The 17,947-nt window shown below is 55.1% G+C and carries 17 protein-coding genes and 1 pseudogene; 9 read left to right on the top strand and 9 right to left on the bottom strand.

What is annotated here, in order from left to right:
• Positions 1-73: 73 nt before the first annotated feature.
• The 5 genes from hpsP to H6G13_RS18285 form a co-directional block, all read right to left on the bottom strand.
• Positions 74-1,255 (bottom strand): hormogonium polysaccharide biosynthesis glycosyltransferase HpsP, encoded by a 1,182-nt coding sequence (hpsP, locus tag H6G13_RS18305; protein ID WP_347277504.1) that lies wholly within the window; start codon positions 1,253-1,255, stop codon positions 74-76.
• A gap of 5 nt (positions 1,256-1,260) precedes the next feature.
• Entirely contained in the window at positions 1,261-2,469 is a 1,209-nt protein-coding gene (hpsO, locus tag H6G13_RS18300; protein WP_190485430.1) for a hormogonium polysaccharide biosynthesis glycosyltransferase HpsO, read from the bottom strand.
• Positions 2,470-2,483: 14 nt separating this feature from the next.
• Positions 2,484-3,443, bottom strand: a complete 960-nt coding sequence (gene hpsN / locus H6G13_RS18295; protein ID WP_190485545.1) for a hormogonium polysaccharide biosynthesis glycosyltransferase HpsN — start codon at positions 3,441-3,443, stop codon at positions 2,484-2,486.
• 87 nt (positions 3,444-3,530) lie between these two features.
• A complete protein-coding gene (gene hpsL / locus H6G13_RS18290; protein ID WP_242028409.1) occupies positions 3,531-5,288 on the bottom strand; it encodes a hormogonium polysaccharide biosynthesis protein HpsL in 1,758 nt (585 codons plus the stop codon).
• Positions 5,288-6,661, bottom strand: coding sequence for a pentapeptide repeat-containing protein (locus H6G13_RS18285; RefSeq protein ID WP_190485428.1), 1,374 nt, complete (start codon positions 6,659-6,661; stop codon positions 5,288-5,290). Before H6G13_RS18285 ends, hpsL begins: the two co-directional genes overlap by 1 nt.
• Positions 6,662-6,988: 327 nt before the next feature.
• Here H6G13_RS18285 and H6G13_RS18280 point away from each other — a divergent pair, with 327 nt between their 5' ends.
• Positions 6,989-8,497: a site-2 protease family protein gene (locus H6G13_RS18280; RefSeq protein ID WP_190485541.1), complete on the top strand. Its 1,509-nt coding sequence runs from the start codon at positions 6,989-6,991 to the stop codon at positions 8,495-8,497.
• Positions 8,498-8,675: 178 nt separating this feature from the next.
• Positions 8,676-9,224, top strand: a complete 549-nt coding sequence (locus H6G13_RS18275) for a gamma-glutamylcyclotransferase family protein (RefSeq protein WP_190485426.1) — start codon at positions 8,676-8,678, stop codon at positions 9,222-9,224.
• Positions 9,225-9,243: 19 nt separating this feature from the next.
• Here the strand turns inward: H6G13_RS18275 and tsaB are convergent, their stop codons facing one another.
• Both tsaB and H6G13_RS18265 read right to left on the bottom strand, forming a co-directional pair.
• Complete coding sequence (tsaB, locus tag H6G13_RS18270; protein WP_190485424.1) at positions 9,244-9,870, bottom strand: tRNA (adenosine(37)-N6)-threonylcarbamoyltransferase complex dimerization subunit type 1 TsaB; 627 nt, start codon at positions 9,868-9,870, stop codon at positions 9,244-9,246.
• 4 nt (positions 9,871-9,874) lie between these two features.
• A complete protein-coding gene (locus H6G13_RS18265) occupies positions 9,875-10,783 on the bottom strand; it encodes a pentapeptide repeat-containing protein (RefSeq protein ID WP_190485422.1) in 909 nt (302 codons plus the stop codon).
• Between the two features lie 136 nt (positions 10,784-10,919).
• On the opposite strand from H6G13_RS18265, the gene cax reads away from it, so the two are divergent.
• From cax to H6G13_RS18235, 6 genes are all read left to right on the top strand, one after another.
• Positions 10,920-12,071, top strand: coding sequence for a calcium/proton exchanger (gene cax, locus H6G13_RS18260; protein ID WP_190485420.1), 1,152 nt, complete (start codon positions 10,920-10,922; stop codon positions 12,069-12,071).
• Positions 12,072-12,093: 22 nt separating this feature from the next.
• A complete protein-coding gene (locus tag H6G13_RS18255; RefSeq protein WP_190485418.1) occupies positions 12,094-12,945 on the top strand; it encodes a Tab2/Atab2 family RNA-binding protein in 852 nt (283 codons plus the stop codon).
• A 72-nt stretch (positions 12,946-13,017) separates the two neighbouring features.
• Entirely contained in the window at positions 13,018-13,893 is an 876-nt protein-coding gene (locus H6G13_RS18250) for an S-methyl-5'-thioadenosine phosphorylase (RefSeq protein ID WP_190485539.1), read from the top strand.
• A gap of 89 nt (positions 13,894-13,982) precedes the next feature.
• The gene (locus H6G13_RS18245; RefSeq protein ID WP_190485416.1) at positions 13,983-15,011 is read left to right on the top strand and encodes an ABC transporter substrate-binding protein; all 1,029 of its coding nucleotides are present in this window, start codon (positions 13,983-13,985) and stop codon (positions 15,009-15,011) included.
• A gap of 155 nt (positions 15,012-15,166) precedes the next feature.
• Positions 15,167-15,499 carry a nucleotidyltransferase domain-containing protein gene (locus tag H6G13_RS18240; protein ID WP_190485413.1) on the top strand — a complete coding sequence of 111 codons (333 nt, stop codon included), beginning with the start codon at positions 15,167-15,169 and terminating at the stop codon, positions 15,497-15,499.
• A gap of 19 nt (positions 15,500-15,518) precedes the next feature.
• The gene (locus tag H6G13_RS18235; protein ID WP_242028408.1) at positions 15,519-15,737 is read left to right on the top strand and encodes a HepT-like ribonuclease domain-containing protein; all 219 of its coding nucleotides are present in this window, start codon (positions 15,519-15,521) and stop codon (positions 15,735-15,737) included.
• A gap of 591 nt (positions 15,738-16,328) precedes the next feature.
• Here the strand turns inward: H6G13_RS18235 and H6G13_RS18230 are convergent.
• Complete coding sequence (locus tag H6G13_RS18230; protein ID WP_190485411.1) at positions 16,329-16,757, bottom strand: hypothetical protein; 429 nt, start codon at positions 16,755-16,757, stop codon at positions 16,329-16,331.
• A 622-nt stretch (positions 16,758-17,379) separates the two neighbouring features.
• Between H6G13_RS18230 and H6G13_RS18225 the strand changes: the two genes are divergently transcribed.
• A complete protein-coding gene (locus tag H6G13_RS18225) occupies positions 17,380-17,625 on the top strand; it encodes a hypothetical protein (protein WP_190485563.1) in 246 nt (81 codons plus the stop codon).
• Positions 17,626-17,752: 127 nt separating this feature from the next.
• Here H6G13_RS18225 and H6G13_RS18220 read toward each other — a convergent pair.
• Positions 17,753-17,947, bottom strand: a pseudogene (locus H6G13_RS18220) (photosystem II q(b) protein); the annotation flags it as partial.

The raw sequence follows: 17,947 nt of genomic DNA, 5'->3' as shown, positions 1-17,947 counted from the left end.
CAGCCTCCTGCTGAGCATTTCCCCCCTAGGCTGGAGAGCCGCAGGGCCAAGAGCGCTACTGCAGAGGCGTGGCTCATAGCATAAGAAGCTGCTTGTAAGCGGCAAGGGTTTGCTGTGCGATCGCATCCCAACCATAATTTGCGATCGCAAATTCTTGGGCGTTGCGCCCTCGTGCCTGCCGCAACACTGTGCTGCTAAGGGCTGCTCGTAGGGCTGTGGTCAAGCTGTTTACCGTTAAGTCGCAGACCCAGCCCGATTCGCTCTGGGCAATGCCCTCCCAAATGTAGACGCCGTGCGAGATCACGACCGGCAATCCGGCCATCATGGCCTCTGCTACAGCGATGCCAAAGTTCTCGTAGTAAGAAGGTAAAACAAAGCAGTCGGCGGCTTTCAGGAGGGCTGCTTTAGTCTCTCCCGTGATAAAGCCGGTGAGAGTGGTATGAGCTGCTAGGGGGGACTGGGTAATGCGATCGCGCACCTGCGCCTCGTAGGTCGGATCTTGCGGATTAGACCCCGCCAGAATCAGGTGGAAAGCAGTGCCCTCCTGAACTAGCTGCTCTAGGGCCGGAATCAGCAGATCAAGGCCCTTTTTGGGATCTAGCCGCGACAGGTAGAGCAGCCGGGGTCGATCCTGAGGAATGCCGAACTGCTGACAAATGGCCTCTGCTCTACCCTCATCTATTTCCGGTGGCGGGTTGACCCCCAGCGGAATGACCCAATCTCGCGTTTCAGCCCCAAAGCGATGGGAGACGCGGGCTTCCAATGGGCTAGTAAAGTGAACCGCAGCGGCTCCGGCCAGGTTGGGCTGCTCTAGCAGCCTGCCGTAGATCTGCTTGAGCTGTCGCTTTTTAGTCAAATCGGCCCGGTCTAAGGTGCCCAGCGGCCTAAGCAGGTAGGGCAGACTGCACCAGCGGGCGACGGTCGCAGCAGCGGTGCTGACGGGGGAAAACAGGGCATGGATGTGGGCAATGTCGTAGTCGTGTGCGTTTAGCGCTAGCCAGCTCAGCAGCCCCGCCGAAAATTTGTAGCGACGCAAGGGTGCGCAGCGAAAGTAGCGCACTGTATAGCCTTCCTCTGTGAGCGGCGTGTTGAGCGGTACCGCTAGGGGCGGCTGCCCGCTATCACCATTGGAGTCGGTAGTGAGTACCGTCACCTCTGTACCGGCCCGAGCCAGCGCCGCCGACAAACCCCGCACCATTTGGCTTGGCCCCCCATAGACCAGGGAAATGGAGGGGACAATCTGAAGCACACGCAGGGGCTTCATGGGGCGACCCCCAGTTCCTGGTAAAAGTCTAGCTGCTGTTGGGCCAAGGCTCGGTTGGTGTAGTGGGTCATGGCTCGCTCGTAGCCTTTTTGGGCCAGGGCTGCATGGGCTGTAGGCTGCTCCATCAGGGTTTGCAGACATTCGGCTAGCGCTTTGGCGTTGCCTTCTGGAAAGACAAGGCCCGCATCTTGAATGACGTGGGGAATTTCGCCGGAGTCGGAGCCAATTACCGGCACTTTACAGGCCATTGCTTCAATCAGCACGTGACCAAACTGCTCTTTCCAGCCCGCTGAGGTTAGGGTCTTGAACTGGTCGGTGGTTTCGGAGGGCAGCACCAGGGTGTGCATCAGATTGAGGTAGCGCGGGACTTCGGTGTGGGGGACGCTCTCAATGAAGTGGATGCGATGGTCAAAGACCGGCCCTTTGGCCCCATCGCACAGCCCCCAGTCTCGCGCCTGCTCTTCCAACTGCTGCCGCAGCGGTCCTCGGCCCAGCATCAGGCAGGCCCAGGGCCGAGAATGATCCTTTAAAGCTGCTAGGGCTTGCCATAGGGTCAAGAGCCCCTTTTCTGCCACAAAACGCCCAACAAAGCCAATGACAAAAGTCTCTGGGGCTAAGCCTAGGTGAGCTGCCAGCTCTGGCTGGGGCTGAGGCTGAAACAGCCGCTCATCAACCCCTAGCTGTGGCATGACGCGAATCGGCCCCCCATAGCCTCGCTGCCTGAGAATATCGGCCCCATCTTGATTGCCTGCCACAATGCCGTGACTGTGGCGCAGGTTATACGCCTCCAGTAAAGACACCGGAAACTTCAGCTCGTAGGGCAGGTTCCACCAGGTAAAGAACACGTTTTTGGCCTGCAGCCTCAGCGCTCGATTTAGTGCGATCGCTTGGGCATAGGCCAGAGATTTGGCGCCCTGCTCTACCTGTATGACCTGGGGTCGGGTTTCTTTGAGCAAAGCGATTAGGCCGGGGCCAAAGCAGAGCAACCCCTGATTGTTTTCACTAAAATTGCCAACTGGAATAATCTTAAAACGTCCTTCCTCCCGCAGTTCTGGCTCGATGATGCGGTTTTGCACTCCGCCCGGCCGCCACCGCTGCGGTACCACTACCGTCACCTCCAGATCTGGAGACAGCTGCGCTAAGGCCCTTAGCTTTTCACAGTTGAGGTCAACAATGTAAGTGTGGCTGATAACAAGCACGCGCATGAGTTAAACCCCGTCTATGAAGCATAGATCCGCCCCTGCCGCCCCAGCGTGGTCAGCAGGGTCAAGCAAGCGTACAGCAGTCCCATTAGATAAAAAATGCTGCGGCTGACAATCTTGACTGGGCCACTGTCTTTATAGCAGGGCGGGTTGCCCAGCACATGGCAGTCGAACAGCTTGATCGCCAGCCTGACGACTTCCAGAGCGGTGAGATTTTTTAAGGCCATCAAAAAATGGTTGTGGTAGAAGTTCAGCTGATAGCTGAGGGAACGTGTGCTGATGTCGTGGCAACCGCCGGTTTCTTCGCCTAGGTGCACTAGATGGGCTGCAGGGTCGTACCAGATGATCAGGCCGGTTTGGCGAATGTGCAGACAAAAGTCTGACTCTTCACGCACGGCGCTGCCGTGAAAGCGCTCATCAAAGCGCAGGTTAAAGGTGTTGAACAGTTCCCGCCGAAACGACATATTGCAGCCACGAGCAGTCAGCACCCTTTGTGGCTTGACCGTATGAACGAGGTCGATGTGATACCAGGCAATACCGGGGTCCATCGCTTGGGGCGGCAGATCTTCGATCACCAGCCCATCCGAGTCGGCCAGCTTCATGCGGTCAAATACCCGTCCGGCCACTGCCCCGACCTCAGGCCGCTCGTAGTTGCGGGCATGGGCCTGGAGAAAGCCATGCGGCAGATCCACATCATCATCTATGAAAACAACGATTTCTCCCTGGCAGCGCTCAATAGCGTAGTTGCGAGCAGCGGGCAGGCTGGCCCAATCAACGGTGAACAGAGTAATTTTTCCGGTAGCCACAAGCTGATTTAACAATGCCTGAGTCTCCGGTTCATGGTCGGCTGTCTGATCTACCACGATCACTTCAAAGTGGGGATAGTCTTGCTGCAAAACGCTCTTGAGTGTGTCGCGCAGCACTCCCTCGCGGCGGTAGGTAGGGATAACGATCGATAAAAACGGCCAGGTCACGATGCCTCCTGTTTGCTGGAGATACGTTTAGATTAAAGGCAAAGGGCAGAAGAAACCCCCATCCTTTTCTCCCCGCGTCTCCTCATCTCCTCAATCAAAAGTCTCTGCTGCTTGCTGCTGCTTCAGCTGCTTTAGCTCCCGCTTAGTCAGCTTACGTTTTTTGCTGGGGCTCTGGCTGTCTTGCTGAAAGCGCTCCTGACGGTCGAGGGCGGGCAGCTTTAGCGCAATGCCTGCAGCTAGCCAGTAATAGATATTGACGGGGTCTACATCCAGCGGGTAGTAGTAGGGGAAAAAGCTGATAAACAGCACAAACACCCACATTGAGGCTGCGTATCCTCTGAGGTTGGGGTCTTTGACGGAGCGGTAGGCTCGGTAGGTAGTGATCGTTAAGGCGGTGTATAGGCTCAGGGTGGCAAGCAGGCCCAGGTAGCCAATTTCAAACAGTAGTTTAGGGTGGTAGGTCTCTACCAGTTCCACCTGACCAAAGATCCGGGCTGAGTTGGTGGCTCGCCCTACGCCTCGGCCCAAAATTCCCTCTTGCTCTCGCCTGGCCCAATCAAACTGCTCTCGAATAAACTCCTGCGGCGGCGAGGCTTCCCAGCGGGACTGAAAGCTCTCCCAGCGTTGGCTTAGCAAGGCCGGGTTTTGAGCTACCAAAATGCTTAAAATTAGCGCCATGCCAATGCCGATGGGCACAAACCGCTTGAGGTTGGCGACCTGGCCGGTCAACACCAGCAGGCCGACGACCGTAATCGGCACTAGCACCAAGGCAATGCGCTGGCCTGACAAAACGGCTAAAACGCACACGGTAGCCAAGGTAATTAAGCCGATTAGTCGCCAGAAGGGGTTGCGATCGCTAAATGTCGTGCCAAAGCAAAAGAAGCCGCTGGAGATCAAAAACCAGCCCCACTGCCAGGGGGCAACAAAGGTTCCGGGCAGCCGGATCTGGCCTTGGGCAGGGTTGTATAGCAGCGAGCCCCCAAAAAAGCAGCGGGCCGCAAGCGACGGCTTAAATCCGTCTGCGCCTGTTGCAGTTGTCCCTGGGCACACCCCTGTTTTCAGCATCATGTACTGCACAAAGCCTAGGCTGCAGCAGATCAAAATCAGCACCACCTGGACGCGCAGCAGAAAATAGAGATCGTTGCGATCGCGAATTAGATAGTAAATGCAGGCAATCAGCGGCAGGTAGCCCAGCAGAACCTTGAGCCCTATAATGCCAATCAGAATCGGATGTTGGCCCGGTGGCGCAGCTAGCTGCTGGGGCAGATTGACAAACAGCAGGGTCATCGTAAGCAGCGTCAGCAAAATGCTCAGCGGCAGCTTCAGCGCTGGCGGAATAATGAATGGCTGCTTGGTTTTGCGGCAAAACTGAATCACCCCAATCAGAGCCGGGATATAAATGGCGTCTTTAGCCAGCTGCAAAATGCCGCTGCCGCCCAGAGCATAGGTCACGGTGCCGCTAAAGGGCAGGTAGATGACAAAGGCAAAAATCGCCTGCCGAGGATACTTAAAGGACAGCGCCAGACAGAGAATTGCAACCAGTGCCCCAATGCCAATCTTGGGCTCAACTAGCAGAGACAGCAGCAGCCCAACCACCACCGCTCCCAGCAGGGAAAACACTGCATACTGAATCAGCTCCTGCTGGGCCCTAGCAGCCTGGCGCTTGAGTGCCCGCTGCGCTTTGGGGCTGAGGGCAGGTTCAGCCGTCGCATCAGACGATGCCTGCCGGTTGCGCCTGCGGCGAGAGGGTTTACTGGCAGGTGCAGCGACAGCCGTATCCATTCCCTGATTCAGCGATCGGCCAGATCGTTTGGGTGTTTTGCCATGCCAACTGGAAGTGTCCACCATTATCGTTCCAATCGATTGGGTACGTCATCACAGCCGCCCGGAATGGTCGCGCGTGTCGCCTTGCCGCCCCAGGCGCAGCAGTAGCGACGCTGCTCTTCCGACATCCGTTTGACCCGTGAAAAATCAGCTCCCTCGACCACCGCTCCAGTGCAGGCTCCGCTGCTGTAGTTGGGCATTTCAGTGCGGCTGCGGGGCGAGGCAGTCTCAGCCTTGCCATAGAACAACCGGACTCCCATCAGGTCTGCGCCCGATAGGTTGGCCTGATACAAAATGGTGCGAGATAGGTTAGCTTTCACCAGATCGCAGCCAGTCAGATCAGCTCGAATCAAATTGGTATCACTCAGATCGGTCCAGCGTAGATCACTGTTTGACAGATCGCTGGTTGCCAGCATGGCCCCTAGGGTGATTACCCGTACGCCCTCCTGCCGGTCTTCTTCATAACCGCCTTTGCCATCTAGGATGGGGCGACCTAACCTGCGATCGCGCCGCAGGGGCGTCAGCAGCCGCGAGCGGGAGAGAAACCGCACCACCTTGGCCCGACCTGAGGCGTCAATGCTGCTGAGAATGGCGGCAGTACGCGCTTCGGCAATGATGCGCTCCTGGGGCCAGTCCTCCAGCAACCCTTCCTCATCCAGCACCAAATCAGAAATACCCTGAAAATAGGCGTCAATGGTCTGCTGCTGGGTAATGCGGTTTTGCTGAGTTGTGAGGTCACGGGAGATGACATAGGACCGCCAGGCCACGTAAAGGGCCAGCAGGGCAATGAAGATTTGACCAAAGGCCCCCAGAAAATCACCTAGCGCCCCAATCGCATCCCAGCGCAGTGTCTTGCCCCAGTCCAAAATTGCCTGATTGAAGCCCGAGATCCGCATCAGACCCCAGAGGCCTATCAGAGCCCCCGGAATAGCAATCAGTAAGGCCTGCTGCTGGGGCGAAAGCTCTGCCAAGATCCCCTCTAAAGATGGCAGGATCAGACGAAAAGAAACCAGCACTGCAACCAGCGAGCCCCCTAGGGTGAGCCAGAAGCTATTTAGGATAATGCCGGTCACAATCACTGCAACGGCAATCAGGGTGAGGGTGGTGGCCGGTGACAAAATCGAGTGAATCTCGTCTGAGCTGTCAAAGGTGCCCATCGGCAGATCCTCAGGCAGCGACTCTAGGGGCGCAGGCAGCAGGGTAGGCAGTCTTTTCCGCCCGCCATTGGTCTGCTCGTCACTGGTCTGCCCGCCATTGGTCGCGCTGGGCGGCGCGGTTAGAGAAGTTGAACCGGTTTCCGAATTGGCCGGAGGTTGGAGGACAGCACCAGGTTCTGGTAAAGACTCGGGTTCCTCATTGGGCGAGGGTGACCTAGGGGTGTCAGGGGGAAAGGTCATAACCGTTGTAAATCGTTCTGGAAAAGAGTCTGCTGCGTTATCCAGGCTTAACTGGCCTCTCGGTCAATTTAAGCGCGTTCATCTAGTTTCTACAATTGCATCTAGAGCGGTATCTGCGAATTCTGCTCCATCCTCACGCTAACTTGACTGAGCTGTGGCGACCGAATTGCTGGCTGAAAGTGCTCCCCTATCCCCCAAAACCTGAAAAATCAGCCCCTGTTGATTCCGGTGGATCGCCAGGACTTCGCTAAAGTATCTATTAAGGTTCAGTATTTGCCTGAGCCGGGCCGGTTTGGCGGCCTGTGTCGAGTTTGGAGAGACAGCGACATGGTAGTGACCGGGTTGATTTTGCTGGCTGCGATCGCAATTCTTACAGTCGGGTTCCTCAGAGCCCGCCCCTACGGCAAGGTAGGGCTGCTGGCCTGGCTGCAGTCAGTAGTGCTAATGGCTCCTTGGCTGCTGTTTTTTACCCTAGTAGCCCTGGGCCTTTACCTCAATCTGGCCGGGGTTTTGCTGCTGCTGGTCACCTCTACAGGACTTTATATTTACCTGGGGCGGCAATTGCGATCGCTCGGCACCGAAGAGATGATGGCCCACCGTGCCGCCGCCCTAACCAGCGATCCCACCAACGAGCCTTTGCCTGAGACCAACATTCCCTCGCCCAACGATGTTGCCGAGTCGGCGGCTGAGAAAGAGCCAGCCACGCCGATTACGCCCACCACCATGCCGATTCCAGCAGAGGATTTGGCAGCAATTGAGGGAATCTTTGGCATTGACACCTACTTCCGCACGGAAACAGTGCCCTATCAGGAAGGGGCCATTTTTCGCGGCAACCTGCGGGGCGAACCCATCGCTACCCATGCTCGCTTGTCAGCCTCCCTAGCCGAAAGAGTCAGCGATCGCTACCGCCTGTTTCTGGTCGAAAACGCTGAGCGCAGGCCAACGGTTGTGGTGCTTCCCAGCAGCGTTGACCCTCCCAAGACTACCCCTGCCCAATGGGTTCTTGCGGTGGCTCTGGGCATTGCCACTATCTTTACCAGCCTGGAAACTGGGGGCATTCTTCAAGGCTTTGACCTGGTGCAGACGCCCGAGCAGTGGCGACAGGCAGTGCCTATCATGCTGGGAGTGGTCGTGGTGCTGACAGCCCATGAGATTGGGCATTGGGTCGTGGCCAATCGCAACGATATCCGCCTCAGCCCTCCATTTTTGATTCCGACCTGGCAAATTGGCTCCTTTGGGGCGCTGACCCGCTTTGAATCGCTGCTGCCCAACCGCAGCGTCTTGTTTGATATTGCCTTTGCTGGCCCAGCTGTGGGAGGCGTTGTTTCCCTAATTATGCTGGTGCTGGGTCTGGTATTGTCCCACCCCGGCAGCCTGTTCCAAATTCCGTCCCAGTTTTTCCAGGGGTCGGTGCTGGTGGGCACGCTGGCTAAAGTTGTTTTGGGTTCAGCCCTGCAGCAACCCCTAGTAGATGTCCACCCACTCACAGTAATTGGCTGGCTGGGCCTGGTTATCACCGCTTTGAATCTCATGCCCGCTGGTCAGCTAGACGGGGGCCGGGTGGTGCAGGCCATCTATGGCCGCAAAACTGCTGGGCGCACAACTTTTATTACGCTGCTGGTGCTGGTGCTCGTTTCTCTGGTCAACCCACTGGCCCTCTACTGGGCGGCCCTGATCTTGATCCTGCAGCGCAACCTAGAGCGACCCAGCCTCAATGATCTGACCGAACCTGATGATGCTAGAGCTGCTCTAGGGCTGCTGGCCTTGTTTTTAATGCTAGCCACGCTGCTGCCGCTAACTCCAAGTTTGGCCGGCCGCTTGGGCATCGGCACATAGCTCACCGCAACCGGTATCGCCTTCTTTATAGCGGGCAAAATTAGGATGAAATTTTCACATAAATTGAATCTACGGTATTCCGGTAGGGATATGATACTTTAGAATAAGCTTAGCCCGCCGAGGGCGGTTGCTATCTCCCCTAGTCAACCGTTGATTCAACTCCATCCCCTTTGGACGTATGTCTCTCCACTCTATTCAGACCCCAGCAGAGTCTACCTATCCAACCCTTCAAGAGCCCGGCTTTTACTACTTTGCCTATGGCTCCTGCATGTGCCCGGTTGATCTGAAGCGATCGCTAGGGGAGAGCACCCATGCCTACGTGCTCGGCCCAGCCACGCTGTCAGGCTACCGCCTAGGCTTCTTCCGCCGCTCCCAGCTGCGTAACTGCGGCGTGCTAGATATTGTGCCCGACCCTACGGCCTCGGTCCACGGGGTGCTGTATTACCTGCCCCAGCGATTGAGCGATCGCCTCGATCAACGCGAAGAGGGCTACTGCCACGAAACGGTCACCATCCACTGCCAGGATCGGGTATATCCCAGAACCCGCACCTACACCGTGATGGAAAAGCTCACCGAAGAAATTGCTCCAAATGACTGGTATTTCAATGTGGTGCTGCGGGGGGCGCTCACCTGCGGCTTGCCAGAGCAGTACTGCTGGCAGCTGTTTCACCACATGCACGAGCTACAGCAGCAGGAATTTTCTCAGCAGATGCTTCGCTCAGCTTAACTGCGGCAGTTGCTGATTGCTAATCGACCGGATGCTGGCCGTAGAACGGCAAGACTTCGGGCCACTGGGGTCGCTTTCCTGCTGACCATTCTCGCTGTGCCAGCATTAGCACCTGGGGCACTGTAAAGGCCAGCTCCGCTGATGCCGTTAGAACCTCGTAGGGGTAGGGCCAGCCTGTCAGCATAGCCTCCCAAGCAGCTGCGGTGAAGACCTGATCTGTTAGCTGACACACTAGGTCGTCTTCAGTGAGCTGGTAAATTGCGCCGAAGCGATCGCCCCTCTGAGCTGGCATTTCCACGGCCAGATGTAGGGGCATCTGGGCCGCTTCTAGGTAAGCCTGCCGCTTGCTCTCGGCCAGAGCCGCCAGGCTAGAAACGCCAAATAGGGGAATATCGAGCTGTTGGGCCAATGTGCGGGCAGCCACCACCCCAATCCGTGTGCCTGTAAATCCGCCCGGCCCGATCGCAACTGCTAGAAAGGTAAGGTCGGACCAGGGCCTGCCCTCTAAAAACTCCAGTAGGCAGGTGTGCAGGTGTGCGGCCAAATCGCGGCCAAACGGCCAAACCTGATGCCGATTGATGCTCGCTCCATCCGAGAGGGCCAATCCCAGTTCAGGGCCAGAAGTATGAATGGCTAACCCGAGCATAGGGCTATTCCTGCAGCAGGGTGGGGAGAATGGCCCCGCTCAAGTCTGCCCCTTCTATCAGCGCATCCTTTAGAATCGCGTCTGTAAGGTCGGCTCCCTGCAGACAGGCATGGCTCAGGTTGGCTCCTGTCAGGTTTAGGCCCTGGAGATTTTGCTGGGAGAGATTGGCATAGCTGAGATCGGCACCGCTGAAATTGGCGGCAGCTAGGTGCGCGCCCTGCAGATTCGCAGAGTTTAAGACAGCGCCGAGGAGCGTGGCTTCTTTGAGATTGGCTGACTCTAGATTGCCCCTAGTGAGGTTGGCGCGGTTGAAGCGAGTGCCCGTTAAGTTAGCGCCTGCCAGCATTGCCTCCTGCAAATCTGCATTCAGAAGGCGGGCCTCGGTTAGGTTGGCGTGGCTGAGAATCGTTTGGCTCAAGTCAGCTCGCTGCAGCTCAACCCGCATCAGATTGGCTTGGCTCAGGTCACTGCCGCAGAGTTGGGCCCGGCTCAAATCGGCTCCCACTAGGCTGGTTTGGCTGAGGCAGCTCTGAACACATTTAACGTTGCTGAGATCCGAACGGTTCAGAATGGCCTGAGTGAGGTTGGCCTGGCTCAGATCGGCTTCGCTCAGATCTGCTCCCAATAGATTGGCTTGCGTTAAGTCTGCTTCTTGTAGGTTGACCCGATTGACGTCTGCACCGCTGAGGTCGGCCTGTACTAGGTTGGCCTGACTCAGGTTGGCCCCTGTGAGCCTGCTGCCAATCAGGTTGGTGCCGCTCAGGTTAGCCTGGCGTAGATTGATAGCAATTAGCTGCTGCTGGCTCAGGTTGGCTCCACTTAGGTCAATGTCAATCTCCGGATTGTCGGAGCGCCACTGGTTCCAGTCTTCTACACCGGTTTGTAAACGTGCCAATTGCTCTGCGTTGGCCATGTCTGTCTCGCTCAACGACTCACCTACTCACGTGTAATCATGACACAGTTCCCTCTTGAGATCTTCACGGGAAACTCTCTTGTCATTTGCTGATTCTGCCTGAAGAATGGGGGGATGGCAAAATTGACCCGAATGTATGCAAATTAGGAATCTCATCTTCTTTGGTCTGCTCGTCTTTGTGCCCATTTCCATTGCGGCTCGCTTTTTGGGTTGGGGAGATTTGGTGGTTTTCGTTACAGCAGCCTTGGCAATTTTGCCGTTAGCGGGCTGGATGGGGCAGGCCACAGAAGAAATTGCGGTCGTGCTTGGGCCTTCTTGGGGAGGGCTGTTGAATGCGACTTTTGGTAATGCGACTGAGCTGATCATTGCTCTGGTGGCTCTGAACGAGGGACTAGTCAATGTGGTTAAGGCGAGCTTGACGGGCTCTATCATCGGCAACCTGCTGCTGGTGATGGGTCTGTCGATGCTGCTAGGTGGGCTGAAGTTCAAAGAGCAAGAGTTTCAGCCTATCTTGGCGCGGGTGAATGCTTCGTCGATGAATTTAGCTGTGATTGCCATTCTGCTGCCCACGCTGCTAGGCATAACTTCTCCAACTATCGAAGAAACAGTGCTGCAGCGCCTTTCTGACTGGGTTGCGATCGTGCTGATTCTGGTCTACGGTCTGACGCTGCTGTTTTCGATGAAAACCCATGCGTATCTCTATGATGCTGGGGTAGCCGATCTAGGGCTGAGCGATTTGGAGGATAAAGATGCAGCGCACTTACAAGCCTCTACAGAGGCCGGTCACGAAGGTCACAGCGCCGAACACAAACCTAAGCTCACGCTGTGGGTTTCTGTATTGTTAGGGGCAACGCTGCTGGTTGCGGTAGAGTCAGAGCTGCTAGTGGTTACGTTGGAATCAGCGACGAGCCAACTAGGGCTGACCGAATTTTTCACTGGGGTAATTTTGCTGCCCATTATTGGCAATGCGGCTGAGCACGCAACCGCCGTTACGGTTGCAATGAAAAACAAGATGGATCTGTCTGTTTCGGTGGCTGTAGGCTCTAGTTTACAGATTGCCCTATTCGTAGCACCCGTTTTGGTGCTGGCCGGTTGGCTCCTCGATCAGCCGATGGATCTTAACTTTGGCCCTTTTGAGATGGTTGCCGTTGCGGTTTCGGTCTTGATCGCCAACTCTATTAGCGGCGACGGTCGCTCTAATTGGCTAGAGGGAGCGCTTCTGCTGGCAGCCTACCTGGTGTTGGGGCTAGCCTTTTACTTCATTCCCGTGACCGAGGCCCTAGCTTAGTAGTGCAGTTCTTTCCTCAACTATGACTATCTGGCAGGCTGACTTCTACCGACGCCCCTTGCGAAGCGAAACTGGGGAGCCCCTGTGGGAGCTGTTGGTGTGCGATCGCACCTTCCAGTTCACCTTTGGCGAAACCTGCCCCCAATCAGCCGCCACCGCTGGTTGGGTCGCTCAGCAGATCCAGGTTGCTATGGAACGCGCCGGGGATAAGCCTGCTCAGATCGAGGTATTTCGCCCCCAGTCGCTGGCTTTGCTGGAGACTGCCTGCAAGGATCTAGAGATTAAGGTTATCGCGACCCGAAACCCAGCCACCCTAAAACAGTGGCTGCGGCAGCGGGCGGCCTGGTATCCTACCCTACCGAACGCGACGGGAGAACCTTATAACCCCCTAGCGTTGGATCGCCCTCCACCGGTTCCTCTAGCCGAGACCTTGATGGGGGACCAGTGGCGCTTCGCCGCGATTCAGGCAGGGGACTTTGAGCAGACCTTTCCCTACCAGCCCATTCCGATTACAGCTCTGCCCCCTGAGCGGATGCCTCTGCAGCTAGGCTTGCCCAGCACAACGCCGATTCCTGGCATTGTCATTGATGCTGGTCGGCGAGCGATGCCGCTGGCCCAGTGGCTTCAGCAGGCAAATCCGGCCTGGCTGAGCTACCAGCCTGGGCAGCCCGATGGCGCGATTTTGGATGCTGGGCTGGTAGATCGCTGGGTGTTGGTCACCTTTGAAGACCCAGAAGTGGCCGCTGCTGGGCGCACCTTTGAGCAGCGCAAGCAGGCTAGCCAAGGACTGCACTTTATTCTGGTGCGCCCAGACGATTCGGGCATGACCCAAACGGGGCTGTGGCTGTTGCAGCAACCTATACTGTCGCCCTGAGGGCTTGTCCTGATTGGCCCTGTGCAGTCTAAGATAGATCGGCACTCAGCAGGACAGCAGCAGGACAGCGCAATGGCAGCAACGGCACAGATCGGCATTATCGGCGGCAGCGGTCTCTACAAGATGGAGGCGCTCAAGGATGTAGAGGAAATTCGCGTCACCACGCCCTTTGGCGATCCTTCCGATGCGCTGATTGTGGGTACTTTAGAAGGCACTCGCGTAGCCTTTCTGGCGCGGCATAACCGCAACCACACGCTAACGCCCTCCGAACTGCCGTTTCGGGCCAATATCTATGCCATGAAAAGCCTTGGTGTAGAGTATCTGATCTCAGCTTCTGCGGTCGGGTCACTCAAAGAAGAAGCCAAGCCTCTAGATATGGTGGTGCCAGACCAATTTATCGACCGTACCAAGGGCCGTATCTCTACCTTTTTTGGGGAGGGAATAGTCGGCCACATTGCTTTTGGCGACCCGGTCTGTAATCAGCTGGCCCAAGTCCTAGCCGACTCGGTGGAGAGCCTGGAGCTGCCCGAAGTTGCCCTGCATCGGGGCGGCACCTACGTTTGTATGGAAGGCCCTGCCTTTTCAACCAAAGCAGAGTCTAACCTGTACCGCAGTTGGGGGGCCACGATCATTGGCATGACCAACCTACCCGAAGCGAAGCTGGCCCGCGAGGCCGAAATTGCCTATGCCACCCTGGCCCTAGTGACTGACTACGACTGCTGGCACCCCGACCACGACAGCGTTACCGTGGAAATGGTGATTGGCAACCTGATGAAGAATGCAGCAAACGCTCAGCGGGTAATTCAAGAAGTAGTGCGCCGAATTGCGGCCAACGCATTCACTTCAGAAGCCCACTCTGCCCTCAAGTACGCCATCATCACGCCGCTAGATAAGGCCCCTGCAGTCACTAAGGAAAAGCTGGGCCTACTGCTGCAAAAGTATCTTTAGACTGCCGAGGCTGCCCGTTGAAGCGGATACAGAAGCTTGCTGAGATCCTGGCTATGCTGCCGCTATGCAGTTGTGAGGATCAAGATTTTATGGCGTTTTCTCGTCGCAGTTTGCTGAAGTATTCTGGTCTCTTGGGCATGGGAGTTACTGCCAATGCGCTCCTGCCGACCCTATCGAAGTCTCCTTTTCAAGCAAATGCCGCCATGCCTCTGACCATGCAGCTCGACTGGAAGTTCAATGTCCAGTTTGCGGGGCTGTTGATGGCAGATTATGAGGGGCTATACGCCAATCAGGGCTTGGCCGTTACGCTCAAGCCCTGGGAGTCGGGCATGGTGGTGCCGGATGTAGTGGCCGATGACCCGATGACCATTGGCTGTGCTGAGCAAAATTTGATCTTGTCGGCTCAGGCAGAAGGGGCTCCGATTCGTGCGATCGCAACCATGTTTCAAGCCTCACCCCTAGCCTTAATGTCTCTTCCAGAAAGCAACATTACTTCCCTGCAAGACTTGGTGGGCAAGCAGGTCGGCGTGCACGTTGATGGTCTTCAAGTGATAGATCTGGTCAAGGGTGTCAGCAACATCCCAGCAGATGCTCTAGACGTGATTGAGATCCCCTACGAGACGAAATATGATCTGCTCCTGAGCGGTGAGCTGGCAGCAATTCAGTGCTATGCCGTAGATGAACCCATAGGTTTTAAGGCGAAGACTGGCATTGAGCCGATGGTTCTGAACCTGAGCGACTACGGTTATGAAGCCTATGCTCAGGTGATCTTTGCCCACACCGACCTGTTAGCGCAGGAACCAGAGGCGGTTAAGCAGTTTCTAGCAGCAACCTTTGCAGGCTGGCAAAAGACCCTCGAAGATATCCCTGGCGCTGCTGAAAAGATAGTCGAGATCTACGTCGAGCCCGGCAGCAAATACACAGACTTGGCCTATCAGACCGACTCCCTTCAGCTCGTTGCCGACTACATGCTGATGGGAATTGAGCCAGCCGAGCTAGGTGTGATTAGTTGCGATCGCTGGTCGCGCATGACTGAAAGATTTGCAGAGTACAAAATTATAGACAAAGCACCAGCACTAGCCGAGTCCTTAGCTTCAGGCTTTTGGCCCGCAGCCTAGCACTGGTAGAGGCGTCTCGTAGAATGGGCAAAGCGAGCCTGCCTACCAAGCATGGCCTTTTACGAAATGGGCATCGGCTACTGTCCTTTGCCCGTGCTACGTTACCTTTGCAGAAATGCGAGTAGAGCGGGTGATTTTGAGCGAGGAGGTCCGTGATGGTTGAATTAACAAGCCTGGTAGGGGACAGAATCAAAGCTTCTTCCACTCAGATTGCTGAGTTCTGCCAACGATGGAACATCATTGAATTTGCTCTGTTCGGCTCTGTCCTGCGCGATGACTTTCGTTCCGACAGCGATATTGATGTTTTAGTCACCTTTTCGCCTCATTACCGTTCAACCTGGGATGACTGGACGAAGATGCGGAAAGAGATTGAGACGTTGTTTAACCGTAAAGTTGACCTGGTGAGTAAGGAATATCTAAAAAACCCCTATAGACGATATGAAATTTTGAATACTTGTCAGGTTATTTATACAATCAAACAATCGTGATGCTGCTTCAATTTGGGATATGACGCAGTCTATTCAACGGATTCAATGCTTTACGAGTGAATTGACCTTTGACGAGTATCTCAACGATATTCGCACGATTAGTGCCGTTGAGCGACAATTTGAAGTTCTGGGCGAAGCGGCTCGCAGAATCTCAAATGAATTTCGACAAGCTCATCCAGCCATTGACTGGCAACGCATTGTCGGGTTACGCAACATTGTTGCCCATCGCTACGATTAAGTCAGGCAAGACATTTTGTGGACAATTATCCACTCAGAACTACCCCCTCTCCTGGCTCAGCTAGAGTTAATACTCCCTCCCTTGCCCAATAAACAATGAACTTAGGGTAGATTTTGAATTACGAGTTTAATAAAAGTAGGATGTGTTAGGCGTATCCGTAACGCAGCCTACTTTTACTGATGGCATTGAGCCTGCTGAGTTGGGTGTGGTTATTTGCGATCGCTGGTCTCGCATGGCTGAAAGACTTGCAGAGTAAAAAATTATCGACAAAGCGTCAGCACTAGCCGAGTCCTCGGCTTCAGGCTTTTGGCCCGCAGCCTAGCACTGGTAGAGCACTTCACGAAGGCGGCAGAAATCTCTCTCATTAGCGACGTTTTGCGTGCTTGTTGGGAACAGATTTTCACCAAGACGGTAGCACCATAAAGTTCCATTAGGTGCCCATGCTTCTAGATAGTGTCTCCATACATAGTGCTGGCGACGTTTCTTCATACTCCTGTTTTGGTAAAAAGGTCTTTTCAGGAATCCATTTTTACCGCTTCGACAGATGAAAAGAGAGACCTAGCCGCAGTGAGACGTAGGTGACGCACTACTTCATATCCACGGATTTTCGTAAATTGTACGTCTCAGCGCCCTCGCTGCAAAAAATGCCATTGTTTCCAGTTCACTCTCCTTACCATCTGAACCTTCTAGCAAACAATTGTCATCCCAGGGATCATCAACATGCACCCACTTGTTCCGATATTGACGGAGTGTGTGAAGATCTTTGGTTAGTTCAGCATCTAAGGATGCTTTTTCGATCAAATCTATCAACCGTTCTCTAGACTTCTCTCCATATTCAGACCGTAAGTAGGTTTCTACACCAGAGACAGATGTGAGAATAGACGCCAAATAGGCACCATTAGCAAAAGCAATGTCAGCTTCTCGCACAATGAAGCTGCACCACTCCGACAGAATAACACCACCTTTTAGTAGTTCTTTATCAAGTGCTACTAGATAAGCCCAACGTTCTTCTTCAGTCATAGATTTCAAGGGCTAACTATTAATTAAGCGTCAAGTCCACTTTATAAGCCCCTTATGCTCGGTATTATCAAGCAGATCTGCGGGATAATACCTGGACTTTAAAGAGTTAAACAGAATCTTTGGCGGTTAATCCCAAAGATTTGGGGTGTTATCTAGCAGTTCTGATGGTTAACACTGGGAAGCAGGGGTGTTATCCGTCACTTCTGCTGGATAGTACCCCTGCTTCTCGGGTTATCTAGCGTCTGCCTATGCTCCCCAGCTACAGCCTTGCCGAAACCTAGCGGTGGAACACGTCAACGATTGGGAGTTTTGCCCACCGTTTCTGCTGATACCTCTGCTCAAAAAAGTTCTTCTATACGGTTGACGCCCCTATAGCGCACACCGTATTCTCAGTCATTAAGCTGTCGTGCGCGGCAGCCTAGACCCGGAACTCATCGACTTAGCGCCGCCTGCAAGTGTTGGTAGCACAAACAGGCGACTAGTCCCCCGAAGCTGTTCAGGCCAGTTCGGAGGCTTGGAGGTTAGTTTACCTCCCCAGCCGCCCCGACCGCACACACCGACGGGGCGGCTAGGAAAGTGAGTTCTGGTTTCCTAAACCACACTACATAGGAACCAGAACCTCATGTTTCAATCAACCGAAACGGGCGCTCAGCCGCCCACAATTCACCCTGCCCAATCGAGCAAGGCCAAACCCAGCCGCCAGAAAATCACCAACGTGCTCTACGGCAGTTTGGAAGCCCTCGATCGCATGACCAAGTACCTCCATACCCTGCACTATGCAGACCCCGACGACTGGAGCGACCCCATCCCCAGCGGCAAGGATTGCCAGTGGATGATGGTGCATATCAAACACCTAATGATTGAGTAGCCCTCAGGCTGACAACCCAGGAGCGCAGCTTGCACTCCTGGGTTGTCAGCCCGACCATTCCAGGCCAAATTGCCAATAAAAAAGCGCCCCCTTTCGGAGGCGCTCTTTTCAAGAGTTAATCAGATGATTAACCGTTGATGACAGGAGCGGTGAGCGCTACAGGAGCAGCATCGCCAGCAGCCAGGTCAAGGGGGAAGTTGTGAGCATTGCGCTCGTGCATCACTTCCATACCCAGGTTGGCCCGGTTGATCACGTCAGCCCAGGTGGCAATCACACGACCCTGTGAGTCAAGCACGGACTGGTTGAAGTTGAACCCGTTCAG

Origin of the sequence: Pseudanabaena sp. FACHB-2040 (assembly GCF_014696715.1) — a bacterium.
In the GTDB taxonomy this organism is placed as follows: Bacteria; Cyanobacteriota; Cyanobacteriia; order Phormidesmidales; family Phormidesmidaceae; genus JACVSF01.
Note: the sequence above shows the minus strand (reverse complement) of the source record. Positions and strands in the feature narration are given on the sequence as shown.